This window comes from Streptomyces sp. NPDC002324 (genome assembly GCF_053593335.1).
On the sequence record NZ_JBSFCF010000022.1, the window covers coordinates 138,827 to 161,720 of the forward strand.

The 22,894-nt window shown below is 70.4% G+C and carries 25 protein-coding genes, 2 pseudogenes and 1 riboswitch; of the genes and pseudogenes, 9 read left to right on the top strand and 18 right to left on the bottom strand.

Annotated features, from left to right (window positions below):
• The first annotated feature begins 177 nt into the window (after positions 1-177).
• The 5 genes and pseudogenes from ACWCRJ_RS26730 (at position 178) to ACWCRJ_RS26750 (ending at position 3,768) form a co-directional block, all read left to right on the top strand.
• Positions 178-981, top strand: a complete 804-nt coding sequence (locus ACWCRJ_RS26730) for an SDR family oxidoreductase (RefSeq protein ID WP_450941682.1) — start codon at positions 178-180, stop codon at positions 979-981.
• 236 nt (positions 982-1,217) lie between these two features.
• The gene (locus ACWCRJ_RS26735; protein ID WP_013006167.1) at positions 1,218-1,502 is read left to right on the top strand and encodes a GlsB/YeaQ/YmgE family stress response membrane protein; all 285 of its coding nucleotides are present in this window, start codon (positions 1,218-1,220) and stop codon (positions 1,500-1,502) included.
• A 300-nt stretch (positions 1,503-1,802) separates the two neighbouring features.
• Positions 1,803-2,424 (top strand): annotated as a pseudogene (locus ACWCRJ_RS26740) (helix-turn-helix transcriptional regulator).
• A 151-nt stretch (positions 2,425-2,575) separates the two neighbouring features.
• Positions 2,576-3,169, top strand: coding sequence for an RNA polymerase sigma factor (locus ACWCRJ_RS26745; protein ID WP_450941683.1), 594 nt, complete (start codon positions 2,576-2,578; stop codon positions 3,167-3,169).
• Positions 3,166-3,768: a hypothetical protein gene (locus ACWCRJ_RS26750; protein WP_450941684.1), complete on the top strand. Its 603-nt coding sequence runs from the start codon at positions 3,166-3,168 to the stop codon at positions 3,766-3,768. Before ACWCRJ_RS26745 ends, ACWCRJ_RS26750 begins: the two co-directional genes overlap by 4 nt.
• Positions 3,769-3,944: 176 nt before the next feature.
• Here the strand turns inward: ACWCRJ_RS26750 and ACWCRJ_RS26755 are convergent, their stop codons facing one another.
• From ACWCRJ_RS26755 to ACWCRJ_RS26820, 14 genes are all read right to left on the bottom strand, one after another.
• Positions 3,945-4,079, bottom strand: coding sequence for a hypothetical protein (locus ACWCRJ_RS26755; protein ID WP_450941685.1), 135 nt, complete (start codon positions 4,077-4,079; stop codon positions 3,945-3,947).
• Positions 4,080-4,206: 127 nt separating this feature from the next.
• Positions 4,207-5,058: an ABC transporter permease gene (locus ACWCRJ_RS26760; protein WP_450941706.1), complete on the bottom strand. Its 852-nt coding sequence runs from the start codon at positions 5,056-5,058 to the stop codon at positions 4,207-4,209.
• Positions 5,059-5,069: 11 nt separating this feature from the next.
• A complete protein-coding gene (locus ACWCRJ_RS26765; protein WP_450941686.1) occupies positions 5,070-5,981 on the bottom strand; it encodes an ABC transporter ATP-binding protein in 912 nt (303 codons plus the stop codon).
• Positions 5,978-6,331, bottom strand: coding sequence for a transcriptional regulator (locus tag ACWCRJ_RS26770; RefSeq protein WP_450941687.1), 354 nt, complete (start codon positions 6,329-6,331; stop codon positions 5,978-5,980). Before ACWCRJ_RS26770 ends, ACWCRJ_RS26765 begins: the two co-directional genes overlap by 4 nt.
• Positions 6,328-6,837 (bottom strand): hypothetical protein, encoded by a 510-nt coding sequence (locus tag ACWCRJ_RS26775; protein ID WP_450941707.1) that lies wholly within the window; start codon positions 6,835-6,837, stop codon positions 6,328-6,330. The genes ACWCRJ_RS26770 and ACWCRJ_RS26775 overlap by 4 nt, the downstream gene beginning before the upstream one ends.
• Positions 6,838-7,007: 170 nt before the next feature.
• Entirely contained in the window at positions 7,008-8,510 is a 1,503-nt protein-coding gene (locus ACWCRJ_RS26780; protein ID WP_450941688.1) for a carboxylesterase/lipase family protein, read from the bottom strand.
• 109 nt (positions 8,511-8,619) lie between these two features.
• Positions 8,620-9,468 (bottom strand): aminoglycoside 3-N-acetyltransferase, encoded by an 849-nt coding sequence (gene aac(3) / locus ACWCRJ_RS26785; RefSeq protein WP_450941689.1) that lies wholly within the window; start codon positions 9,466-9,468, stop codon positions 8,620-8,622.
• 142 nt (positions 9,469-9,610) lie between these two features.
• Positions 9,611-10,015, bottom strand: a complete 405-nt coding sequence (locus tag ACWCRJ_RS26790; protein WP_450941690.1) for a (2Fe-2S) ferredoxin domain-containing protein — start codon at positions 10,013-10,015, stop codon at positions 9,611-9,613.
• Entirely contained in the window at positions 9,996-10,817 is an 822-nt protein-coding gene (locus tag ACWCRJ_RS26795; RefSeq protein WP_450941691.1) for an ABC transporter ATP-binding protein, read from the bottom strand. The genes ACWCRJ_RS26790 and ACWCRJ_RS26795 overlap by 20 nt, the downstream gene beginning before the upstream one ends.
• Positions 10,814-11,827 (bottom strand): FecCD family ABC transporter permease, encoded by a 1,014-nt coding sequence (locus ACWCRJ_RS26800; protein ID WP_450941692.1) that lies wholly within the window; start codon positions 11,825-11,827, stop codon positions 10,814-10,816. The genes ACWCRJ_RS26795 and ACWCRJ_RS26800 overlap by 4 nt, the downstream gene beginning before the upstream one ends.
• Positions 11,824-12,864, bottom strand: a complete 1,041-nt coding sequence (locus ACWCRJ_RS26805; RefSeq protein ID WP_450941693.1) for an ABC transporter substrate-binding protein — start codon at positions 12,862-12,864, stop codon at positions 11,824-11,826. Before ACWCRJ_RS26805 ends, ACWCRJ_RS26800 begins: the two co-directional genes overlap by 4 nt.
• Positions 12,865-12,925: 61 nt before the next feature.
• Positions 12,926-13,102: riboswitch (cobalamin riboswitch) on the bottom strand.
• 461 nt (positions 13,103-13,563) lie between these two features.
• On the bottom strand, positions 13,564-14,205 hold the full coding sequence (locus ACWCRJ_RS26810; protein ID WP_450941694.1) for a superoxide dismutase: 642 nt from the start codon (positions 14,203-14,205) through the stop codon (positions 13,564-13,566).
• 291 nt (positions 14,206-14,496) lie between these two features.
• Positions 14,497-15,654, bottom strand: a complete 1,158-nt coding sequence (locus ACWCRJ_RS26815) for a HoxN/HupN/NixA family nickel/cobalt transporter (RefSeq protein WP_450941695.1) — start codon at positions 15,652-15,654, stop codon at positions 14,497-14,499.
• 424 nt (positions 15,655-16,078) lie between these two features.
• Positions 16,079-16,489 carry a winged helix-turn-helix transcriptional regulator gene (locus tag ACWCRJ_RS26820; RefSeq protein ID WP_450941696.1) on the bottom strand — a complete coding sequence of 137 codons (411 nt, stop codon included), beginning with the start codon at positions 16,487-16,489 and terminating at the stop codon, positions 16,079-16,081.
• Positions 16,490-16,600: 111 nt separating this feature from the next.
• Here ACWCRJ_RS26820 and ACWCRJ_RS26825 point away from each other — a divergent pair, with 111 nt between their 5' ends.
• Both ACWCRJ_RS26825 and ACWCRJ_RS26830 read left to right on the top strand, forming a co-directional pair.
• Complete coding sequence (locus tag ACWCRJ_RS26825; RefSeq protein WP_450941697.1) at positions 16,601-17,311, top strand: DsbA family oxidoreductase; 711 nt, start codon at positions 16,601-16,603, stop codon at positions 17,309-17,311.
• Between the two features lie 188 nt (positions 17,312-17,499).
• Positions 17,500-18,132 (top strand): NAD(P)-dependent oxidoreductase, encoded by a 633-nt coding sequence (locus ACWCRJ_RS26830; RefSeq protein WP_450941698.1) that lies wholly within the window; start codon positions 17,500-17,502, stop codon positions 18,130-18,132.
• Between the two features lie 469 nt (positions 18,133-18,601).
• On the opposite strand, the pseudogene ACWCRJ_RS26835 reads toward ACWCRJ_RS26830, so the two are convergent.
• The 3 genes and pseudogenes from ACWCRJ_RS26835 to ACWCRJ_RS26845 all read right to left on the bottom strand — a co-directional run.
• A pseudogene (locus ACWCRJ_RS26835) lies at positions 18,602-18,721 on the bottom strand (short-chain dehydrogenase/reductase); the annotation flags it as partial.
• A 38-nt stretch (positions 18,722-18,759) separates the two neighbouring features.
• Positions 18,760-19,329 (bottom strand): TetR/AcrR family transcriptional regulator, encoded by a 570-nt coding sequence (locus tag ACWCRJ_RS26840; RefSeq protein WP_450941699.1) that lies wholly within the window; start codon positions 19,327-19,329, stop codon positions 18,760-18,762.
• 258 nt (positions 19,330-19,587) lie between these two features.
• The gene (locus tag ACWCRJ_RS26845) at positions 19,588-20,259 is read right to left on the bottom strand and encodes a TetR/AcrR family transcriptional regulator (RefSeq protein ID WP_450941700.1); all 672 of its coding nucleotides are present in this window, start codon (positions 20,257-20,259) and stop codon (positions 19,588-19,590) included.
• Positions 20,260-20,380: 121 nt separating this feature from the next.
• Between ACWCRJ_RS26845 and ACWCRJ_RS26850 the strand changes: the two genes are divergently transcribed.
• Positions 20,381-21,082, top strand: coding sequence for an SDR family oxidoreductase (locus ACWCRJ_RS26850; RefSeq protein ID WP_450941701.1), 702 nt, complete (start codon positions 20,381-20,383; stop codon positions 21,080-21,082).
• Between the two features lie 63 nt (positions 21,083-21,145).
• Entirely contained in the window at positions 21,146-22,024 is an 879-nt protein-coding gene (locus ACWCRJ_RS26855) for an alpha/beta fold hydrolase (protein WP_450941702.1), read from the top strand.
• Between the two features lie 627 nt (positions 22,025-22,651).
• Here the strand turns inward: ACWCRJ_RS26855 and ACWCRJ_RS26860 are convergent.
• Positions 22,652-22,864, bottom strand: a complete 213-nt coding sequence (locus ACWCRJ_RS26860; protein WP_450941703.1) for an acyl-CoA carboxylase epsilon subunit — start codon at positions 22,862-22,864, stop codon at positions 22,652-22,654.
• Between the last annotated feature and the right edge of the window lie 30 nt (positions 22,865-22,894).

Below are 22,894 nucleotides of genomic sequence, written 5' to 3' on the forward strand. Positions count from 1 at the left end.
TCGGCCGTACCGGTGGGTACATCGTCCTGCGGTGCATCGTCCTGCGGTGCACGTCGCACTTCTTCGCGCGTCGCTGACGACCGACTGGCATGCACCCCACCACGGTTACGCCGCAGGCTAGTTGCCGCAGGGAAATGCGATTGACGCTCCGGTGTGGGTCGTGGACGATCTCGGACCGTGACGATCAGCAAGGATCAGGATCAGCCCGCCCACGGAGGGGACACTCCGGCCGCCCGCCCGATCGCTCTGGTCACCGGCGTGGGTCGCACCGTCGGCATCGGCGCCGGCATCGCTCGCAGGTTGGCCGCGTCGGGCTGGGACATCGCCTTCACCTACTGGACCCCCTACGACGACCGCATGCCCTGGGGCAGGGAGCCCGGCGCGACGCAAGCGATCCGTCACACTCTGGCCCAGCACGGCGCGTCCACCGCGGCCGTCGAGGCGGATCTCGCCGACCCGTCCACCCCGCCACGCGTCTTCGACGAAGTCGAAGAACGCCTCGGCAAGGTCACCGCGCTGGTCATGTGCCACTGCGAGTCGGTCGACTCCGGTCTCCTCGACACCACGGTCGAGAGTTTCGACCGCCACTTCGCCGTCAACGCGCGTGCCACATGGCTGCTCATCCGCGAGTTCGGGAGCCGTTTCGCCTCCGCCCCGGGTACCGGCCGGATCATCAGCCTCACCAGTGATCACACCGTCGGGAACCTGCCCTACGGGGCGAGCAAGGGAGCCCTGGACCGCATCACCCTGGCCGCCGCCCGTGAACTCGCCCACCTGGGCGTGACCGCCAACGCGATCAACCCCGGACCGGTCGACACCGGCTGGATGTCGGAGGAGATCCGGGATCACTGCATCCGCAGCGCCCCGCTCGGCCGTGTGGGCACTCCGCAGGACACCGCGCACCTCGTGGCCTTCCTGTGCTCCGGAGAAGGCGAGTGGATCAACGGTCAGCTGCTGATGAGCAACGGCGGCATCGCCTAGCGACCGCGGGTGGAGCCGCATCGACGGCACCCCCGCCGCAGCCGTCCCACATTCGAACGACACCTCGCTGTCGGGGCTTCGCAAACGCCGTGGACGCGGCCTGCTCGGCATGCCCATGGACCGCTCTCCGGCCCCTTCCCAGGCGGTGCGTCCGAGTCTTCGGCGTTGACCGCAGTTTGGCGACGTGTTCCTTGGAAACACGTCTGGCGAATCGAACGCAAGGGAGAGTCGCTGCCATGAGCATCATCGCGTGGATAGCTATCGGTCTGCTCGCCGGGGCCATTGCCAAGGCGCTCATGCCGGGCAAAGACCCGGGCGGAATCATCGTCACCATGCTCATCGGTATCGCTGGAGGCCTTCTCGGAGGCTTCCTCGGCAAGGTGATCTTCGGAGTCGACTCGATCGACGGCTTCTTCGATCTGTCCACCTGGATCGCAGCCATCATCGGGTCCGTCATCCTCCTCGCGCTGTACCGGCTGTTCACGAACCGCGGACACCGGCGCGGACACGCTCACGCCTGACGGTCCAAGGAGGCGTGACCAGGAGAACAGCCGCACGCAGTGAAGTAGCAGCGGAGTACGCGAGCGCCCCCGCCGACAGGCGGGGGCGCTCGCCGCGTCTCGGCGAGTCGTGCGATCACCCGGCGTGGCTCGCGCCGGTTTCACCAGCCAGGCTCCGAACCGGGGGCGAGGGCCACGGCGATGCCCGCCACGATCTCGATCATGCCCACTGCGTACAATGGCCGCCTGGGCACTGCCGGGAGCGAGGTCGTCGATCCACGGCGCGAGGTAGACGGCCAGTCCACGAGCAGATTGGCGAACTTGTCCAGTCCGAACAGGATCGGCGCCACCGTGAAGGCGGCTCGCAGGATCACGAGCGCCTGGTAGCCGGGATCGGCGAGCAGCGCACGCCACGCGCGCCGACCGCGGCCTTCCGCCTCGACCGCCTGGCGGACGAGTCCCTGCTCGACGTCGTCTACGAGCGACGCAGCGGGCGGGCCGGACCGGGTGCGGGCCGGCCGGCGAAGCTCTACCGGCGGTCGACGACACAGATCGCGGTCAGCCTGCCGGACCGGCGCTACGAGCTCGCCGGGCGACTCCTCGCACAGTCCGTCGAGGAATCCGCGGCGACCGGCGAGCCGGTGTGGGAGGTGCTGCACCGCAAGGCCGAGGAACTCGGCACGCAGCTGGGAGAGTCGGCCGGCGGGAGCCTCCTCGATCTGTTCGAGCGGTACGGCTTCGAGCCGGGACAGGAGGAAGGCGCCGTCGTCCTCGGCAACTGCCCCTTCCACGCCCTGGCCCCTGAGCACACCCAGACGGTGTGCGGCATGAACCTGTATCTGCTGCGCGGTGCCCTGCACGGGCTGGGCACCGCGGGTATACAACCTGTCTGTCGCCCGGCCGCCCGGATCGGTGCTGTGTCCGGTTGGAACCCGTCGACTGATCGCCCCCGGATGGCTGGACAGGCCTGTTCCGCGTCGTACGCGTGCGGCCGCCCTCGGTGACGATGGCGGACGTTGTAAGGAATCCGGCCCTGCCGCACATCTCCCGGTTGACGGCCTGTTGGCTGTCGCGACCGGAACCATGGAGGTGTTGTGACACGACGACGAGATACCGCCGATGAGCACGCGGACCCCGACGGGCACAGGGCACTGGAAGCCCTCTACACGGCTCATGCCGACCGGGTCCGCGCGTATCTCCTGCACCGCACGGACCGGGAGACGGCGCAGGACATCCTGTCGGAGACCTTCGTACTGGCCTGGCGCAAGTCCGACTCCGTGCCCGACGACGCCCTGCCGTGGTTGCTCGCCTCGGCACGACGGCTGCTCGCCAACCGTGTGCGCTCCGATCAACGCCACCGGGCACTGTCCGAGCGCATGGCGGCCATGGCCGACCGGGCAGGGGCGGCGGAGATCGGTGACGACCTCGGTACGCGTACCGAGGTCGCCGCCGCGCTGTCGGCGCTGTCCGAGCAGGACCGGGAGACCCTGTTGCTGAGCGCCTGGTACGGCCTGACGGCCAGACAGGCGGCCGTGGTCATGGGCTGCAGCACCACCGCCTTCGCGGTGCGCCTGCACCGGGCCCGCAAGCGCTTCAGGGCGGCGCTGACCCGCGCGGGCCGGGCAGAACCGGTCCAGGTCGCTCACCCCCGCCCCCACCCCAGCTTCGCCGAGCAGGAGTCAGCATGAAGCAGACGGCCACCACCAAGCAGAGCCAGGCGCCCGACCTCGGTGCCATCCGCGCGCTGCGACCTGACGTCGAGGAGTGGGCGACGTCCGCCGACGGCCAGGCCGTACTGCGGGACATCCTGCGGCGTACCGAACAGCCGCCCGCCCCGGTCGGTGTGCCGAGGCGTCGGCGCCTGATCCTGGTGGGCGCCGCCACGGCCGCGCTCCTGGCAGGTGCCACGGCCACGGCCGTCGCCACTCTCGGGCCGTGGGACGAGAAAGGGCGCAACGTCATGTGCGCCCGCACCCTGTCGGCCGAGGCGGACCTGAGCCAGCTGCCGCTGAAGACCGAGTTCGATCCGCGGGACGCCGCCCGTTCCTGCGCGGCAGCCTGGAAGCGGATGTGGGGCGAGTCCGCAGCCGGCACGGGACCGGACACCGCCAAGCCGACCCGGTTCGTGGCCTGCTACCACCCGAATGCGCAGCCCGACAACGGCGAGTCCTCGGACACCGGCGCCCCGGGCGCCCTCGGCGCTCCGGTGATCTACCCGGCGGACGGGCATCCCACGGACGAGGCGGCCTGCGCGGCCATCGGATCCAAGCCTGTCGTGGGCGGCTGAGAAACCCCGACGTCAGTGGCCCGTGCGAGCCACGGGCACGGCCGGTCCGAGCCACAGCCCAGGCGGCCTTCGGGCTGATCGGGTGCGTTCCTCGAGGGGAGCACATGATCGGCCGAAGGCCGCCGTCAAGGCGGAGAGCAGCGGTCAGCGGGGTTGTACGGAACGCCGTGGCGTCACTACGAGGCACCGGTCGGGGGCTCGACCACCCAGTCGACGCGCCGCATGAGCGAGGTCTTCCAGCACGAGATGTTCGACGGGTTCACGACGCCACAGCTGGCCTCGGCCGAACCCGCGCACTCTGTGGAGGACATCCATCGCCGGATCCCCGCGCGGCCCACGGCTGCACCGGATGCGTCCTGAGGAGGCGGGGCGCGGACCCCCGGCCGACGTGTGGGCGGCGAGCGCCTGCTGGACGCGCTGCCCTCTTGCGCGGCTCGCCTATGCGGACAGCGCGCCGCTCTGTGCCGCCTTGTGGTGGCGCGCGGACAGGCGGGAGCCGGACTCGCGCCGGGCGGCGCGCCGCAGGAGGGGTACCGCGAGAAGGAAGCCGAGCAGCGCCCAGGCTGTCAACACCAGGGCCACCATGGGCAGTTCCCAGGAGCCGGCCGCTTCGGCGGACCGTGCCGCGTCGGGGAGCAGCGCCGAACGCAGGCCCTGCGCCGTCCACTTGAGCGGAAAGACGGCGGCGACATGCTGGACCGGCACGGGCAGCGAGGTGATCGGGAACACCGTTCCGGAGATGAGGAGGAGCCCCATCGTCGGCAGCATGATCAACGCCAGCGCCTCGCGCGGGTTGGGCAGTACGGCGCCGATGGCCGCGCCCAGTGGTACGACGGCGAGCAGCCCGAGCGTGGTGACCCACAGCAGTGTCAGCCAGTCGCCGGGCCCCCGGGGCAGCGGCCCGTCCACCAGCAGCGCCGCGGCCGCCAGGAGCAGGGCCAGGGTGCCGACCGCCACGACGACCACCAGCACACACTTGGCAACGAGGTAGGCCGGTATCCCGCCGGGCGTGGCGCGCAGCCGCAGCAGGGCACCCTCCTCCCGCTCGGTCACGAGTATCTGGGGCAGGTTGATCAGTCCGATCTGGAACAGCAGGTAGGCGGCGAAGCCTGCCAGCACCAGATGGGCCATCGGTGTACGGGTGCCGGGTACGTCGTCGCTGAGCCAGGCGGCGACGGCCAGCGCGACGACCACATTGGTCAGGTGGCCGGACATCTCCTTGCCGTTGCGCAGGAGGTGGCGCAGTTCGATGCCGCCGCGCTGGATCCCGGCACGCCAACTGTTCGTCATGGCTGTCCTGTTCACGCTGACCGTGCCTCCTCGTCCGTGTACCTGTCCCTGCCGCCGGAGTCCCCGTGCACCATGTGCAGGTAGGTGTCCTCCAGCGTCGGGCGGCGGACCTCCAGGCCGGCGATCGGGCCGTCCGCGTGCCGGTGGAGTTCCCAGACCAGCCGTGAGGGGTCCTCGGTGCGTTCGCGGCGCATCGTTCCGTCGTCGGCCGTCCAGCGGACCTCGGCCCGGGCGGCGGCCCGCCGGGCCAGTTCAGCGGGGGTGCCGCAGGCTCGGATCCGTCCGCCGACCAGCATGGCGATCCGGTCGGCCAGGCGCTCGGCCTCCACCAGGTCGTGGGTGGTGAGCAGGACGGTGACGCCGTCGTCGCGGGCCAGCCGTTCGACCAGGACATGGAACTCGTGCCGCGCCTGAGGGTCGAAACCGGTGGTCGGCTCGTCCAGGAAGAGGAGTTCGGGGCGGCCGACGATGCCGAGCGCGACGTCCAGCCGTCGGCGCTGGCCACCGGACAGCCGGTCCACCCGTTGGCCTGCCTGGTCGGTGAGGCCGACCAGGGCCAGCAGCCCGGCCGGGTCACGCGGGTCGGGGTAGTACGTGGCGAAGTGTGTCAGCAGCTCGGCGACCCGCCAGCGGCGGTGGTCGCGCCAGGACTGCAGGACCAGTCCGATCCTGCCGCGCCACGCGTCGCCGCCGTGCTCCGGGTCCGTACCGAGGACGCTCACCTCGCCGGCGGAGCGGCGTCGAAAGCCCTCCAGGATCTCGACGGTGGTGGTCTTCCCCGCGCCGTTGGGCCCGAGAAGCGCGAAGACCTCGCCGCGTCGGATGTCCAGGTCGACACCGTGGAGGACGTCGATGTCGCCGTACGCCATCGTCACGCCGCGCGCGCGGACGACGGGTTGGCCGGCAGTGGGCTTCGGCGTCATCGTCCTGCCCCCGAGGGGTGTCGCGGTGGTAGCGGTGCTCCGGTCGACGCGGGAGGACCGGAGCCCTCGACGATCGCCCGGAGCGCCGCGACGTGCCCCTCGAAGGCGCCGCGTCCGCGGTCCGTCAGCCGTACCCTGGTGCGCCGTTTGCGTCCGCCGCCCTCTTTGTGGAGCTCCAGATATCCGGCCTCCTCCAGGGTGTGCAGCTGCTTGGAGAGCGCCGAGTCGCTGAGCGAGAGGCTGTCGCGGACGAACGCGAAGTCCGCCCATTCGGTGGCCGCGAGCAGCGCGACCACCGACAGCCGGGTGGCGGGGTGGATCAGTTCGTCGAAGCCGGCGGGGGTGCTCATCGGTCCTCCCCCGCGCCGCCCGCTCCCGTTTCTGCCACCTGTGCGCCGCGGCGCCGCGCCGACCTGGCCGCCCAGCGGCTCGTCGGCCCGACGAACAGCACGAACACCGTCGCCGAGACCGTGGCCTGGATCAGACTGCCCGGCATCGGTTCCAGCGCGTCGACCAGCCGACCGGACAGCAGGACCGTCCCACCGGTCACCACCGCCCCCGCGACGAAGGTGGCGAGCATCGGCCCGGTGCACCGGGTGTGGTGCAGGCGCACCCGGCTGCGGCGGTTGTGGAGCACGGCCAGCGCGCTCAGCAGCGCCACGTACGCGGCGGCGGCCAGACCCACGCCCCATCCGGGCAGGTCGAACCCCAGACCCGCCAGGAAGAGCCACATGAGCGCGGCCGTGGCCCAAGGAGTGCCCGAACTGCTCGCGGCGGACCGCTCGACCTCGTCGTACACCCGCTCCTGCGGCACGCGGATGCGCTGCAGGTCTCTCCATGCCTGTTCGGCATCCATCGGCGTGCTCACGTCCGCCCCTCCACTCCCCGCGTCACTTTCCTGCTGGGAAAGTTATCTTCGACTTTCCGGTCAGGCAAGTCGGACTCCGGCCAACGTGGGAGAGGTGGTACGTCGGGGCACGGAGCCACAGATCTACGGTCTCCGCGCGGCGCCGAGGAGCTTCCAGGTCACGGGCACAGGAGTGGAAAGCCGGCCTTGGCCCAGAGGGCACGGACAGCGGCGGGTCCCTCGTCGGCGGGGGTGTCGTCGGCGCTCCAGACTCTGTTCTGGGTGGAGCTGTCGACGGATGGCCAGCCAGGATTCCCGGTGGCGGCGAAATCGGCCCACGCGCGCACCATGCGGCGTGAAAGTCCATGGTCTGCGGAAGTGGGTGTCCCGCCGATGAGGAAGGACACGCTGTCACCGTCGAGGTTGCCGAAGGCGAAGGGGATGTCCGCGCAGTGCCACGCCCGCACCACCGCGTCGGGTGGCGCGGCACGACGACGGTCGAAACGCGACAGGAACGCCCGGCCGCCCGCTCGGGCATGCTGCTCTGCGAGTCGGTTGCTGTACTCGCCGAACAGCAGGTCGCCGAAGACGCTGAGGTAGATGTCGAGCACCGGGGCCTGGGGCAACGCGGCGCGATAGCCGGCCACCAGGCCGTCGGGCAGGCCGAAGTCCGCGGCGAATCGCGCGAGCTGAGCATCGGTGGTGACCTTCGCGCTGCTGCCGACGGCGTCGAGCAGCCAGTACTCCTCCGTGGTGTGGCAGACCAGCAGGTCCACTCCCCGGGCCGCACCGTTTGCCATCCCGGTGAGGGGGTCGGTGGGCAGGACGTCGCCGTCGAGGACGGGCGCGTAGAGCACGGGGTCGTAGTGGCGGGATCCGGAGCCGGGGTCGCGACGGTAGTCGTCGACCACCCTGTCGGAGGCGGCGACAAGCGCCTGCGCGGTCGCGGACGTCAGGCCCTCGGCCGTCGCGGGACAGCCCGCCGCCGCGGCGACCTCACGGGTGGTCGCGGCAGCGATCTCGCGTGTGTAGCAGGGACTGGCGGCGCTGTGGGCGATGGCACGGTGGAACAGCCCCCGGGCACGATCCATCACCATCAGGCAGGCGACCGAGGCGGCCCCTGAGGACTGGCCGGCGACCGTGACGTTGCCCGGGTCGCCACCGAAGGCGGCGATGTTCTCGTGTACCCAGCGCAGGGCCGCGACCTGGTCGAGCAGTCCCCGGTTGTCCGGGTGGACCGGTCCTTCGGCTCGGGGGACATGGCCGAAGCCCTCGAAGCCGAGCCGGTAGTTGAGGGTGACCACGACCAGACCGGCGCGGGCCAGCGCCGTGCCGTCGAAGTCGGGTTGGGCCGAGGATCCGATGGTGTAGGCGCCGCCGTGGATCCAGACCAGGACGGGCAGGTGGCCGCCCTCGGGTGCCGGCGTCCAGATGTTGACGGTGAGGATCTCCTCCTCGTCGGGCGACCACGGGGGCGCCCCGGGCAGCTGTGCCGACTGCGGGGCGATCGGGCCGTACTCCGTGCACGCCCGCACACCGGCCCACGTCGGCGCCGGAAGAGGTTCCCGGAACCGGCCCGCTCCGAACGGCGGGGCGGCATAGGGGATGCCCAGGACGGCGACGACACCGGCAGAGGCCCGAAAGCCTTGCACCGAGCCGCCTTTCGTCCTGAAGGTGACCACGGGAAGACTTCCTCTCGTCGCTGCACACTGGATCGCCGGGGAACCGACCGAACACGGGGAACCGACACGAACACGGGGAACCGACACGACCACGAAGTCGGCCACACCTCTACTTGCTCAGTCTGTCCTCGATCCAGGTGGTGGCGAAGTCGACGACCTCCGCGGCCTCGAACAGATGGCTCTCGGCCGCGCCGACCCTGCCTTGCCGACCGATTCCCGCAGCGAGCATCTCCTGGACGATGACTTCGAACGGCTCCCGTCCTTCGGCCACCGCAGAGGAGTAGTCGAAGGCGCCTTCTTCCGAGTCGATGTCGTGGAAGCGGCGCCAGACCCGGCGGCCGTCCACGAGGATGGGCTGCTCGTAGTCCACGAACCGCTTGCCGGGGGCGTCGGCGAGGGCCTCGGCGTGGTGCAGGAGCGTCATGGTGTCCAGGGGTGCTCCCAGCAGGAGCACCCGGCCGCCACCGGCGGTCAATCCCGCCAGGGGGCTGCCGGGGCCGTGGGGGTCGTCCCAGGGATGGTCGGCCATCAGGGCGGCTGCCGCGGACCCCAGGGCCGCGAAGCTGACATCCGGGTGGCGGCTGCGGATCGCTCCGGGCCGGCGGCGCAGCGCTTCGGGGAGCCGGCCGTTGCTGTGATCGGCTTCGCTGAAGTCCGGGTCGTAGGCGGGGTGTTCCTCGCGCAGGGCATCCTGCCAGGCCTGCGGCCAGGTCACGACGTCGTACGGCGGCGCGTCGTTCCAGCCGCAGGTCACCATCAAGGTCCCTTGCGATCCCACCACATCACGCAGGGCCTCGATGACCGTCTCCGTTCCGCCGGCCACGTAGCCGATGGCGGACATGCGGGTATGGAACATCACGAGATCGCCGTCGCCGAGGCCGAGTTGCGCCAGGTCATGGCTGATGCGGCTCCGGGTCACGGGACCGCCGGATCGCTTGAGCAGGTCCATTGCATCCACGCCCGCGAACCTATCCCCGCACTACGGCCTCTGGGCAACCGAATTGCCGGTGGGCGCCTCCGGGGAGGCCGGGGTGCGCCGCGAGTGCTGTGCGAGTGCTGTGGCGTCGATGCGGCGTGACCGGCGGGTCGCGGCGGGGGCTTCAGCGATCGTCATCGCGCCGCGCCCTCCGGGGAGGGGTGAAGACGTACAGGTCGAGGATGTCGGGGCAGGGAGCGACACCGGGGCCGCCGGCCTGTACCCAGGCGGCGATGTCCTCGGTGGCGTCGGAGTCGTTGACGAGGCCGAGCCAGACCGGGCGGGCGCCTGCCGCGCGTGCGGCGGACGAGGGCTGGACGACGATGACGTTCGCGTGCTCGCAGACGTCGAGGCAGGCCGCGACACGCACGGGGGCGTTCTCGGACAGCCGCTCGACCTGCCGGGTGTGATCGACTCCGGTGACTTTCGGGGTTCCGCAGCAGCAGTCCCGGCAGACCACGATGCGGCACGGCGCCGGTTCGGCCCGGCTGTGTTTCCTTTGTGCTGCTTCAGATCGCTGTCGAGGCATCGCTCGTCGTGCTCCTCTCGCGGGCGGATCCGTCCTGGGCCGTGGGGCGGAGGAAGCGGATCGCGGGGTGGCCGGGGGCATGGGTGACCTCGGCGCGGACTCCGTAGACCTGTTCGATGAGGCTCGGAGTCAGGACCTCGGTCGGAGTGCCCTGCGTGACGGCGCGGCCGTCGCGCAGGACGAGCAGGCGGTCGCAGTACATCGCGGCGAGGTTGAGGTCGTGCAGGGCGATCACGGTGGTGACCGGCAGATCGGCGACGAGGTCCAGCAGATCGAGTTGGTGCTGGATGTCGAGGTGGTTGGTCGGTTCGTCGAGCAGGAGTTCGCGGGGCTTCTGCGCGAGGGCGCGGGCGATCTGGGTGCGCTGGCGCTCGCCGCCGGACAGGGTGTGCCAGGACTGGTCGGACCGGTCGGCCAGTCCGGTGCGTGCCAGGGCCTCGGTGACGGCCTCCGCGTCGGCCGCCGTGGGCGGTGTCCAGGCGCGACGGTGCGGGATGCGGCCGAGGGCGACGACCTCGCGGACGGTCAGTTCGGTCTGGGTGTGGGCGTGTTGTTCGACGGTGGCGACGCGGCGGGCGATGGCACGGCGGCGGACCTCGGTGAGCGGACGCCCGTCCAGGGTGACGACTCCGCCGGTCGGCGCGAGAACCCCGGCCAGCAGCCTGAGCAGCGTCGACTTTCCCGAACCGTTGGGGCCGAGCAGACCGACGGTCTCACCGGGGCGGAGGGCGAGGGTGACGCCGTCGACGACGACCTTGTCGCCGATGCGCCGCACGACCCGGTTCGCGTGCAGGCTGGTCATGTCCTTCTCCGTCCGCGACAGAGCACGGCCACGAACGCCGGTACCCCGATGAGGGACGTCAGTACGCCCACCGGGACCTCCTGGGGGTCGAGGACGGTGCGGGCGAGGGTGTCCACCCACACCAGGAAGACGGCTCCGGTCAGCGCCGTGACCGGCAGCAGACGGGCATGGCCGGCCCCGGTGAGAGCGCGGGTGGCATGGGGCAGGACCAGGCCGACGAACCCGATCGCTCCGGCGCAGCTGACCAGTGCGGCGGTGAGCAGCGCGGTGGCGCAGAGCAGGATCAGCCGGGTACGGGCCACGTGGACGCCCAGCGATGCCGCGGCCTCCTCACCGAACGCGAACGCGTCCAGGGTGCGGGCGTACGCGAGGCAGACCAGCAGGACCACGGCCAGGACGACCGCGCAGAGCACCACCTGGCCCCAGTCGGCGCCGGTGAGCGAACCGAGCAGCCAGAAGAGCACGCCACGGGTGGTCTCGGCGTCGGCGGAGGTCAGGACGATGAACGAGGTCAGGGCGGAGAAGAGTTGCATGACGGCGACCCCGGACAGGACGACGCGGTCGGTGCTGCCGCCGAGGGTGTGGCTGAGCAGCAACACCAGGGCGAAGGAGAGCAGCGCGCCGAGGAACGCCCCCGCCGACAGGGACACCACTCCCCCGCCCACGCCCAGGACGACGACGGCGACCGCTCCGGTGGAGGAGCCGGAGGAGACGCCGAGGACGAACGGGTCGGCGAGAGGGTTGCGCAGCAGGGACTGCATGACCGCCCCGCAGACCGCGAGTCCGGCCCCGCACACCGCGGCGAGCAGGGTGCGGGGCATGCGCAGGTTCCACACGATGCCGTCCCGCAGCGGCGCCAAGGTGCCTTCGCCGAGGCCGAGATGGGCGGCAACGGAGGCCCAGACGTCACCGGCCGAGATGTCGGCGGGGCCGATCGTCACCGCGACGGCGACCGACGCGAGCAGCGCGGCGCAGCCGCCGCCGGTCAACAGCAGTGCGCGCGGGCTCACTTGACGAGCCCGAAGTCGCGCAGGCCGGCGGCGACCTTCTCGATCCCTTCGACGGTGCGGATGGAGGGGTTCATCGCCTGCCCGCTGAGCAGGACGTACCGCTTCTTCTTGACGGCGGTCAGGTGACGAGTGGCGGGGTTGGTCTCCAGGAAGCGGATCTTGGCCTGGGCGGTCTCGGCGGTCTGCTGCCTGCGGGTGAGGTCGCCGATCACGATGACGTCGGGGTCACGGTCGGCAACGGTCTCCCAGCCGATCTGGGGCCACTCGTCATGGGTGTCGGCGAAGGCGTTCTTCGCGCCGACGGCCCGGGTGATGGCGCCGGGTGCACCGCAGCAGCCGGCGAGGTAGGGCGACTGCGAGTTGGCGAACCAGTACATGAGCGAGACGCCGGAGGCGTCCAGCCCTTCGGTCGCCTTGCGCACCCGCTCCTTCGACTCGGCGACGAGCTTGTCGCCGCGGGCGTCGACGTCGAACGCGTGGGCCAGGTCGTGAATCTCGCCGTAGACGGCGTCCAGGGTGAGGGGCTTGCTGCGCGATCCGTCGCCACCGCTGTCGTTGTCCTTGCCGGCCGAGCAGTCGGAGGGCGAGACGTACGTGGGCACGCCCAGTTTCTCGAACTGATCGCGGGTGGCGACGCCGCCCTTGCCGAGGGTGGAGACGAACGAGGCGGTGACGAAGTCGGGTTCGGCGTCCAGGACCTTCTCGAAGGAGGGCGCGTTGTCGGCGAGCCGGGGCACGGACGCGTTGGCCTTGTCCAGGCCCTTCATGACCGGGTCGGTCCAGGTGGCGGTGCCTGCCACGCGGTCGGCGAGGCCGAGGGAGAGCAGGATCTCCGTGGTGCCCTGATTGAGCGAGACGGCCCTCTGCGGAGCCGACTTCAGGGTGACCTTCCGGCCGCAGTTGTCGATGGTGCGCGGGTAGTCCGCGCCGACGGACGGCTTGGTGTCCTCGGTGCCGCCTGTGGAACCGCCGCAGGCGGTGAGCAGTAGCGCGGGAGCAAGGAGGAAGGCAGCGGGACGGAGGGCGGTGCGGAGCACGGGCGTACCTCGGTGGTCGGGGCTCGTTCGCGGAGCCTGGCCTACGGACGTCCCTCCGCACACGGGTGCGGAGGTGCCAGCAGGTCTTCGGACTCGGGTTCGTCCGGACGGGGCGCCTTCCCGGTCTCCCAGTGGCATGCGTGCCCCACCCGTCCCCCTCACCGCTGCGCGTCAGTTCCGGATTCGCACCGGATTCCCTGGCCTCGGATGTGGCTCGACTGGCTCCCCGAGGCTATCAAGATCGCCGCGTCGTCGGGTCGTGCGATCGGTCACGGGACTTGGGACACGGCACACGGCACACGGCACACGGCACACGGCACACGGCACACGGCACACGGCACACGGCACACGAGACACGGGACGGAGGTGCTCGCGTTCCGGTGCAGCACGCCGTCGTCGGTAAGGCGATCCGCAGCGCACGGCACAGGGTTGCTGTTGCTGCGGCGCGTCGGGGGCCCGCTCGCATCCGCAGGTCGGCCGTGAACTCGCCGCCCACGGATACGTCCGCGAAGCCGGCCCGCCCCGGGGCCTGCAGAGCAGGGCCGGACCCCGGACGGCGCGTTGAGCGGATGGAGAAAGGCCCTCGCAAGTCACGTCCTTGCGAGGGCCCTTCGCCTTGCCGCCTGCCCGGTGAAGGTTGAGAAGACGATCACGAGCAGGACGTCGGTGCGGACGCCGTCACGGTCACGGCGTCAGCGCTCAGGGGGTGAGCAGCAGGCTGTCGCCGCGCTCCTTGGCGGCGGCGTAGCGCCTGGCCACGTCCTGCCAGTTGACGACGGCCCACATGGCGTCGATGAAGTCGACCTTCTGGTTCTTGTACTGCAGGTAGAAGGCGTGCTCCCAGGCGTCGAAGACGAGGATCGGGGTGGAGCCCTGGCCGACGTTGCCCTGGTGGTCGTAGACCTGCTCCACGATCAGGCGACCGCTCAGCGGCTCGTACGCCAGTACGCCCCAGCCGGAGCCCTGGGTGGTCGCGGACGCCTTGGTCAGCTGGGCCTTGAAGCCCGCGAACGAGCCGAAGGACCCGGTGATGGCGTCGGCCAACTCGCCCACGCCGTCCGCGGCCAGGGGCTCGCCACCGCCGTCGCCGGTCATGTTGTGCCAGTAGATGGAGTGCAGGATGTGCCCGGAGAGGTGGAAGGCCAGGTTCTTCTCCAGGCCGTTGATCGAGCCCCACTGCTCCTTGTCCCGCGCCTCCGCCAGCTGCTCCAAGGTGTCGTTCGCGCCCTTGACGTACGCCGCGTGGTGCTTGTCGTGGTGCAGCTCGACGATCTGCGGGTTGATGACCGGTTCGAGTGCCGCGTAGTCGTAGGGAAGCTCCGGGAGCGTGTAAACCGCCATGTCCAACGTCCTCCGACACGTAATTGCCACTTGTGTGCAGGTGCACGCTAACAGCATTTACGACTGATTGCCGATCAGGCATAGGTCCTAGGACCACAGTTGCGTGGCGGACCCGGAGGACGTCTCGCTGTCATGTCGCTTTCACTGCCGACGGGGCATGACACGAGCGGCCAGCGGCCGGAATGCCGGGCTACGGCCGGACTCCACCCGATCGCCGCTGGTGTACGGCCGGTGCGCGGGCTGCGCCGACTGGAGCGGTGGGAAGCCGTCCGCCGCGAGCCCCGAAGGCTCCTACTCCGCGGAGGTGGGTGTGCGACTCAGCCCTGAGGTCCACTTCTCCTCGATCCTGCCGACCTTCCACACCAGCAGGGCGATCACCCAGGTCGCGAAGAACAGCCCGACGACGACATATCCGATGATGTTGAGGTCCAGGCCGGAGACCCGGTCCCAGAACGGGCCGTGCAGCCCCGCCTCCTGCGCGAGCAGGCCCAGCAGTTCGACCGTGCCGATGAGGAGGGCGACGGCGACGGACAGGCCGGTGATGGTGAGGTTGTAGTAGACCTTGCGGACCGGCCTGGAAGAGGCCCAGCCGTAGGCGAAGTTCATGAAGGTGCCGTCGATCGTGTCCAGCAGTGACATGCCGGCCGCGAACAGGATCGGCAGACACAGGATCGCGTACCAGGGCAGGCCGGAAGCAGCCCCCGACCCGGCCAGCACCAGCAGGGCGATCTCCGTGGCCGTGTCGAAGCCGAGGCCGAACAGGGCACCGAGCGGGTACATCTGCCAGGGCCTGGTGATCGACTTCATCACGCGGCCCAGGAGGCGGTTCATGAAGCCCCGGTTGTTCAGCTGCTCCTCCAGCGCGGCCTCGTCGAAGTGGCCGGAGCGCATCTGCCGGAAGACCTTCCAGATCCCGGCCATGATCACCAGGTTGATGACCGCGATGACGTAGAGGAAGGCCCCGGAGACCGTCGTCCCGATCCACCCGGTGACGCCGTGCAGGGTGGAGTCGTCGCTCTCGACCGGTCCGGACAGGGCCTTGACGCCGAGAGAGAGCAGGAAGGCGAGGGCGAAGACGATGGTGGAGTGTCCGAGGGAGAACCAGAACCCGACGGACAGGGGGCGCTGCCCGTCGTTCATCAGCTTGCGGGTGGTGTTGTCGATGGCCGCGATGTGGTCGGCGTCGAAGGCGTGCCGCATGCCGAGCGTGTAGGCGGTGACACCGATACCGATACCGAACGTCTTGGTGCCCAGGCTGTAGTGGTGCGGGGCGACGACGGCGACCAGCGTGAACCAGCCGATGACGTGCAGGGCCAGGATGAACGCCGCCATCCCGCCCAGGCTTGCCCACTCCTTGCGGGTCATCGACGCACGGAGGCGGTGCCACGAGTGTCCGTGCCCACCGACTGGGGCGTCCGGACGGGCGGAGGAATCGGGAGCGGTCGGCATGGGGGCGTGAGCCTCACTCTCGGCGCGGCGAACACGCGCGGTGAGCGGCTGTTTTCAGCCGCTTCCCCAGACTTCTGCACATAAGTCGCAGGAACAAGATGGATGCGGCAAAGCCCCCGTCAGGATTGCGTCAGCTCTCGGGAACATGCCGTTACCAGGCGACGGCACCGCCCCAGTCGCGCCCGACGAGGTCGAAGCGGTTCCGGGCGAGCGCGTCCGCGATCGTCAGTACGACCCCGACCAATTCACTCACCCCCGTAGGCGTTGGCATACATCGGGCGCACGCCGGGCGAAAAGCCACAAGCCACGGGCATCGGGGGCGACCGCACGAAAGCCCTGGTCGGCGAGCGCGCTCACCTGCTCGCTCGTCGGCCTAGTCCGGGACCAGGGCCGAGGGGCGGAGGGGGTCGGGCCGGTTCCGGCGTCAGGAGCCGGTGGCTGCGGCTCGGTCGCGGTTGAACCGGATCTCGTCGTGGTGATCGGCGGCCCAGCCGATCAGCGACGTGACGATCTCATGGAGGCCACGCCCGAGTGGGGTGAGGGTGTACTCGACACGCGGCGGCACCTCGGCGTATGCGGTGCGGGTGACGAGGCCGTCCTCGTGCAGCTGGCGCAGCGTGAGGCTGAGCATGCGCTGGGAGATACCCGGGACCCGCCTCTGAAGTTCGGTGTAGCGCAGCGGGCCCGTCTCCAGGACCGCGATCAGCAGCAGGCTCCACTTGTCGCCGACACGGTCCAGGATCTGCCGGATGAACACCATCTGATCGGCGGGAATGGCCGCACACGGTCCGATCGCCGCAGCCCTCGTCGTATCCGTCTCGCCTGCCGTGCCCATGGCACACATTCCTCTCCGGCACGCACACCGATGTGCCTTTTGTAGGGACTCCCATACTGGTCCACCATGGCGTTACGCACAACACGTAGGAATTGGACGGAGGCGCGGGCGATGAAGCTGGACGTGTGGTCCGAGGTGACCTGCCCCTGGTGCGGTCTGGGGAAGCACCGGGTGGAGCGAGCCGTCGAGCGATTCGAGCACGGCGACCAGGTGGAGGTGGTCCACCACTCGTTCCCGCTGAGCAGCGGCTTCCCCGAGGGGCACACCTTCCCCGTCCGCGAGGCGCTGCTACGTCGGCACGACCTCGACGCGGACCACGCGGAGAGGTCTGCCAGGCGGATCGAGGCGCTCGCGCGGAGCGAGGGCCTGAGCCCCTACCGGGTGCTGGACAACGAGGTCGGCAACACCGACCTGGCGCACGAGTTCCTCGCCCACGCCACAGCTCGGGGCAGGAACCGCGAGGCATGGCACGCGATCTTCCGCGCCTACTTCGGCCATGGAGATCCGGTCTTCGCTCTGGAGGACCTCGTGAATCTGGCGGGCGATGTGGGCCTGGACCGCGGCGAGACCCGTCGCGTCCTCGACGAGCGCCACTACCGGCAGCAGGTCCAGCACGACGCCCGACTGGCACGCCGCATGGGCGCGCGTGGGGCCCCGTTCATCGTCATCGACGACCGCTACGGCGTTCCCGGAGCCCAGGACAGCGACACGCTGCTCGAACTACTGCGCACAGCCTGGAACGACACCCTCCCGCCGCCCCCCACGCCCGGCTCGACCCCAGCCTGCGGCCCCGACGACTGCGCAGTTCCCGAGCGCCACTGACGTCCCCCGCGTAACGCAGCGCCTGCACCGCAGCACCCACACCCACACCCGCACCCCGACGTCCCTCATGCCCTGACACTCACCCAAGGGCGCAGCAACTCACCTCAAGTCTTCTCAAGTTACCCAAATGGGCCTCAAGCCACATCAATCCGTATCAAGTCGTCCAAATAATCCAGGGATTGGATCTCATGCGTATCACTGTCTTCGGCGGCACCAGCCCCACAGGCCTGCTGCTGCTCGACCAGGCCCTGGCCGAGGGCCATGACGTGGTCGCCTACGCCCGCACACCCTCGAAGCTGCCCACGCACGAGCGGCTCACCGCCGTCCAAGGACAACTCGACGACCCCCGGAGCATCTCCCAGGCCATACGCGGCAGTGACGCCGTGCTGAGCATGCTCGGCCCGACCCTCAAGAAGGCGGACGTCCCCGTACTCATCACCGGCTACCACCACATCGTCGCGGCCATGCGCGAGCACGGTGTCGAGCGTCTGGTGGCGATGGGTACGCCGAGCATCACCGACCCGGCAGACGGCAAGGAAGCCAAGATCGGCCTCATGGTCACGGCCGTAAGGAAATTCCAACCCGTGGCCTACGAATCCATCGTGGCCATCGGCCGGATCGTGCGCGAGTCCGGGCTGAAGTGGACCATCGTCCGCTTCCCCATGCTGTCCAACGGCCCGAGGACCGCCTCCCTCAACGTCCGTGCCGTCGGCGACAGGGGCGGCATCCGCCTGTCACGGGCCAACGCCGCCGCGTACTACCTCCAGCAGGTCTCCGACTCCACCCAGATCGGCCGCGCCCCGTTCATCACCGACAAGTGACCAGACCGCCGACCGGCGGTCGCGCGCAGGCGGGATGGCGGCCTCATCCGGCGCGGCCCGGCCGGCGGCACAGCGTCCGGGCCGACACCGTAGTGATCGACATCAGCCGGGGCAGCAGCACCGCCTACACCGATGCTCCCGAATGGCGACGGGTGCGTCAGGTCGTGGCCGACCGGCAGCGCGAGGACGCGGCAGGCATCTTCGGCCGCACGGTGGCCGGGCCGGCTCCCGACGCCGTGATCGACTTGCTCTGCTTCACCCTGGAGTCGGCCACCGCACTGGTCGAGGGCCTGCGCGGCGAGACGGGCCACTTGCCGCACTGCGGATCCGTGTGGCGCTACGACCCCGGTCCGGTTGGGGGTGGGTCAGCGATGCGGCAGGTGGGACGGACGGGCGACGGCCGTCGCGGCGAGGGGCCGTCTCCGCGTGAATCCGCTCGTCATCCGGCCAGGCGGTTGATCTTGCGGATCTACTTGTCGAAGGCCCCGGCGGGCACGAAACGGCGCAGGGTGCTGACGCGTCCGGCCATGGGGCCCGCGGTGTAGCGCAGCTTCGGCCTGGCGTCGGTCGCCGCCGCGACGATCGCCTTGGGCCGGCGACAGGGGCACACCTTGGAGGGGCGATGCGTCAGCGCGCGCCCGCCGCGTCGAGCAGGGTGATCACCGTGGGCGCGACGAGCCCGGTCAGCGTGTCCGCCCCGATGCCCGCGCGGGCGCTGGCGCCGTCGAAGACCAGGCTGAGCTGCCGGGCCAGCAGACCGGGATCGCTCGCCCCGCCCCGCTCCGCCTCGCCACGGAAGAAGGCGGTCAAGCTCTCCTTGACCTGCCGGGCGACCCGGCTCGCGGGATGGTTCTGGTCCTTGAGCTCGATCTGCGCGTCCAGGTAGGGGCAGCCGTAGAAATCGGGCCCACCGGACTGCGATTCCACCTGCGCGAAGACATGCAGGATCCGCTCTCGGGGGGAACGATCGTCATCCGCCGCGGGCAGCAGGGCCGCCACGTAGGCGGCAGTGCGCCGCTCCAGGCTTGCCGCGAGCAGTTCGTCCTTGCTCGCGAACAGCTGGTACATCGAGCGCTTGGACACCCCTGCCGCCTTGCACAGGGCCTCGACGCCGATGCCGACGCCGTCTCGGTAGGTGAGTGTGGCCGCTGCCTCCAGCAGCCGCTCCCTCGGGCCTGATTTCGTTTCGGTGGTCATGCTGCGAGGTTAACTCGATTCCGACGGAATGAAAACCGATCGGTTTCCAGGATGGGGTGCCGTACGGGGCCATCCGAGAAGCGCCCTGCCCCGGGGACGTGCGGAGATTCGCCACGCCGGGACCGCCGCCTCCTCGGGCTCGGTCTCGACGGTGACGGGGATGCGCTGCAGTCCGTCACGTCGCACCAGCCAGTCTCGGTGACCTACGCGGCGTCTCGCGCGACAGTCATCCGCACCGTTTGCGACTCGGGTTGGCACTCACCCGCCCACACGGCGAGAAACCGAACAGTCCACACCGCAAACCGATCGGCTTCCGCACGCGAGCCCGAGTCGTGCCACTGTCTCCGCCGCCGCAGAGCCCGTCCCCGCCCCCGTCAGCCCACTCGCGGCGCGGCACGGCCTGCAGTCGGCGACCGCCGGCCCCGGCGGCTCGTCCCCGGACAGCACCAGGGAGACCAGGCCGTGGGCCGTTCCCCAGACCGACAGCGCGATGACCTCGGCGTCGGACGCGGAACCGAACCGCCCGGCCCGCTGCCCGCCGCCCGCGGCGCATCGCGTCGACGAGGGCCGGTACGTCTCGACGACCTCACGCGGCCGCTCCGCGTCGGACGGGCACTGGGCATCGCGGTCGGAGAAGAGGATCGCGTAGAGGTGCGGGTTGACCACGGCGCACTCCCGATAGGCCAGCCCGATACGGATCGCATCCCCGGCAGGGTCGCCCGTCGGGCGGACCGCGCCCAGGCGCTCGACGCAGAGGCGTACGGCCTCCTGATACAGGCTGCCGAGCAGACCTGCCTTACTGCCGAACAGCAAGTAGACCGCCGCCGTGGAGGTCTTCGCGTCCGCCGCGAGCTGTCGCAGGCTCGGCGCGGCCGTGCCCCGGTCGAAAACCGTGGCGGCCGTGCGGTGCAGGAGCCGGAGGCGGAGCACTTCGCCATGCGCCTTGAACCGCCGACTTGTCGCCTCCTTTCGTCTCCCGGGACTTGCGCCGGGAAACCGATCGGTTTACTGTTGTGGAAACCGATCGGTTTCTCACTCTGTGGAGGCAGTCATGACCGCTCTCAAGGGCGCGAACGTCCTCGTCACCGGCGGCAGCCGCGGCATAGGCAAGGCCCTGGTGGAGGAGCTGTACGCCCGCGGCGCCGGCAAGGTCTACGCCACGGCCCGCGACCCGCGCACCGTAACGCACCCCGACGCCGTCCCGGTGGCTCTGGAGGTCACCGACCCCGCGGCCGTGGCCGCGGCCGCCGCGCAGGCGAAGGACGTCACCGTACTGATCAACAACGCCGGCGCCTCGGTCGGCGCGTCCTTCCTGGACTCCCCGGTCGAGGACGTGCGCCGGGAGTTCGAGACCAACTTCTACGGCCCCCTGCTGGTCACCCGGGCCTTCGTGCCGGTCATCGAGCGCAACGGCGGCGGACACATCCTCAACGTGCACTCCGTGCTCTCCTGGCTGGCCCTCGGCGGCTCCTACAGCGCGTCCAAGGCCGCACTGTGGTCGCAGACGAACTCCCTGCGCCTGGAACTGCAGCCGCGCGGCATCGGCGTCACCGGACTGCACGTCGCCTACGTGGACACGGACCTGGCGGCGGGCGTCGAGGCACCCAAGTCCGCGCCTCGTGATGTCGCCGCTCTGGCCCTCGACGGCATCGAGACCGGAGCGTACGAGGTGCTCGCCGACGACATCACCCGCCAGGTCAAGGCGGGCCTCGCCGGAGACCTCGCGGGCCTGTACGCCCAACTGGCCAAGTAACCGTAGCCGTAGTCGACCGATTAGCCGAACAGCCGTAACCGAGCAGGAAGAGGAACCGACGAGATGTCCAGCCAGGAACCGCGTCCCACGATCCAGATCCCGGGGACCACCAGCCACACCATCGCCCCGCGCACGGGACACGAAGGTCACGAGGGAACGCTGCGCTACCTCAAGGCGGGCACCGGCGCTCCGCTCGTCCTGCTGCACACCGTGCGCACCCAGGCCGAGCACTTCCGCCTCCTCATCCCGATGATCTCGGACCAGTACACCGTGTACGCCCTCGACCTGCCGGGGATGGGCTACTCCGAGATCGTGCCCGGCGCGTCGTACGACGAGCCGGCCATGCGCGCGGGCGTCGAGCGGCTGCTGACCGAACTCGACCTCCACGACGTGACGCTGGTCGGGGAGTCCATGGGAGCGGTGCTCGCCCTGACCGCCGCGGCCGACCTGCCCGAGCGGGTCCGGCGCGTCGTCGCGGTGAACACCTACGACTTCCCCGGCGGGATCGCCCGCTCCAGTCTCCTCGCCCGTGGAGTGGTCAGCGGTGTCCTCACTCCGGGAGTGGGCCCGGTGGTCGCCGGGGTGCAGCCCAAGCCCGTCGTCCGCAAAATCCTGCAGGGCGGACTGGTCGACAAGAGCGCGCTGCGGGAGGACTACCTCGACGAACTCCTCCAGGTGGGCAGCCGCCCCGGCTACTCGACCGTCGCCCGAGCCGTGTACCAGAACATGCCCAGCCTCATCGCCGCCCGCTCGCGCTACCCCGAGGTCAAGGCACCCGTCCACCTCGTCTACGGGGAGAACGACTGGTCCCGGCCCTCCGACCGGGAAGCCAACAAGAAACTGCTGCCGGCCGCCGACTTCACGCAGGTGCCGGGAGCAGGCCACTTCATCGCCCTGGAACGGCCCGACCTGCTGGCCGACCTGCTGAACGCGGTGGCCTGACGACCCCGCGAGCACCGTGGCCAACCGGTTCGGGGTGTACTGCGTGAGGGTGGCCGGGTTCGACCATGTCGCGTGACGGCGTCGTCGCACGCGGAGGAGCGTCACGTGGACCCGGTGCGCCGCGGCGGCTGAGTTCGTGCGGTAGATCTGTGCCGTCGGCCCGTACCCGACCATGTCGTCGTAGAACGCGTGGGAGTGCCGGCGCATGGCCGTGCCGACGCCGGCGAGGTGGACCCGGATGCGCCGACGGGGGTCGGGCTCGGCCTGGACGGCCTGCTCGATCTCGGCTGTCGCGTCCCGGAAGAAGGCGCCGGTGACCGCCAGCACCAACTGGGCGTCGCCATGGAGCACCCGAGCCCGCCGGGTGAGCCCATCCATGGTCACCGCGGTGAAGCCTTCGGCCGGAATGATCGCCTCGGCCTGGCGCAGCGGTTCGTCTCGCCGGCGAGTGTCGACGACGCGCCTGCGTGCAGTTTTGCGCGGGCACCGGTCGCGCGAGTCAGGCGGGGCCGTCACCGCGCCAGTCCCCCATGGATGCCTCCTCCGGGACCGGCGGGTGGTCGCCCAGCGTGAAACCCGAGCTGTACAAATGGGTACTAGCGTGCCGCGCAACGTACCCGGACGGGTTCAGCGGAGCCGATAGGAGGTGCGCCAGGTCGTCGGTCCCGGCTGCGCGAGGGCGTCGCGGAGGATGGCGCGCTTCTTGTCCGCCCACTCGTTCGGCTGCGCAGGCGCTTCGGGGACGGCTACGGCTGCTGCTGCGGTGCGGGCGCGGACGACGGCGAGTGCGGCGGCGAGTTCCTCGGGGGTGGGGTTTCCCCGGACGACCTTGATGGTCATGTCGGCTCCCGTGGGGGTTCAGAGGGGGAT

Bases quoted from the DNA above. Each gene is read 5' to 3' on its own strand.
- ACWCRJ_RS26795 (WP_450941691.1), bottom strand. From the start codon at position 10,817: ATGACCAGCCTGCACGCGAACCGGGTCGTGCGGCGCATCGGCGACAAG.
- ACWCRJ_RS26735 (WP_013006167.1), top strand. From the start codon at position 1,218: ATGAGCATCATCGCGTGGATAGCTATCGGTCTGCTCGCCGGGGCCATT.
- ACWCRJ_RS26760 (WP_450941706.1), bottom strand. From the start codon at position 5,058: ATGACGAACAGTTGGCGTGCCGGGATCCAGCGCGGCGGCATCGAACTG.
- ACWCRJ_RS26830 (WP_450941698.1), top strand. From the start codon at position 17,500: ATGCGTATCACTGTCTTCGGCGGCACCAGCCCCACAGGCCTGCTGCTG.
- ACWCRJ_RS26820 (WP_450941696.1), bottom strand. From the start codon at position 16,489: ATGGGCACGGCAGGCGAGACGGATACGACGAGGGCTGCGGCGATCGGA.
- ACWCRJ_RS26840 (WP_450941699.1), bottom strand. From the start codon at position 19,329: ATGACCACCGAAACGAAATCAGGCCCGAGGGAGCGGCTGCTGGAGGCA.
- ACWCRJ_RS26775 (WP_450941707.1), bottom strand. From the start codon at position 6,837: ATGGATGCCGAACAGGCATGGAGAGACCTGCAGCGCATCCGCGTGCCG.
- ACWCRJ_RS26750 (WP_450941684.1), top strand. From the start codon at position 3,166: ATGAAGCAGACGGCCACCACCAAGCAGAGCCAGGCGCCCGACCTCGGT.
- ACWCRJ_RS26850 (WP_450941701.1), top strand. From the start codon at position 20,381: ATGACCGCTCTCAAGGGCGCGAACGTCCTCGTCACCGGCGGCAGCCGC.
- ACWCRJ_RS26825 (WP_450941697.1), top strand. From the start codon at position 16,601: ATGAAGCTGGACGTGTGGTCCGAGGTGACCTGCCCCTGGTGCGGTCTG.
- ACWCRJ_RS26770 (WP_450941687.1), bottom strand. From the start codon at position 6,331: ATGAGCACCCCCGCCGGCTTCGACGAACTGATCCACCCCGCCACCCGG.
- ACWCRJ_RS26790 (WP_450941690.1), bottom strand. From the start codon at position 10,015: ATGCCTCGACAGCGATCTGAAGCAGCACAAAGGAAACACAGCCGGGCC.
- ACWCRJ_RS26860 (WP_450941703.1), bottom strand. From the start codon at position 22,864: ATGACCATCAAGGTCGTCCGGGGAAACCCCACCCCCGAGGAACTCGCC.
- ACWCRJ_RS26755 (WP_450941685.1), bottom strand. From the start codon at position 4,079: ATGTCCTCCACAGAGTGCGCGGGTTCGGCCGAGGCCAGCTGTGGCGTC.
- ACWCRJ_RS26815 (WP_450941695.1), bottom strand. From the start codon at position 15,654: ATGCCGACCGCTCCCGATTCCTCCGCCCGTCCGGACGCCCCAGTCGGT.
- ACWCRJ_RS26855 (WP_450941702.1), top strand. From the start codon at position 21,146: ATGTCCAGCCAGGAACCGCGTCCCACGATCCAGATCCCGGGGACCACC.
- ACWCRJ_RS26810 (WP_450941694.1), bottom strand. From the start codon at position 14,205: ATGGCGGTTTACACGCTCCCGGAGCTTCCCTACGACTACGCGGCACTC.
- ACWCRJ_RS26765 (WP_450941686.1), bottom strand. From the start codon at position 5,981: ATGACGCCGAAGCCCACTGCCGGCCAACCCGTCGTCCGCGCGCGCGGC.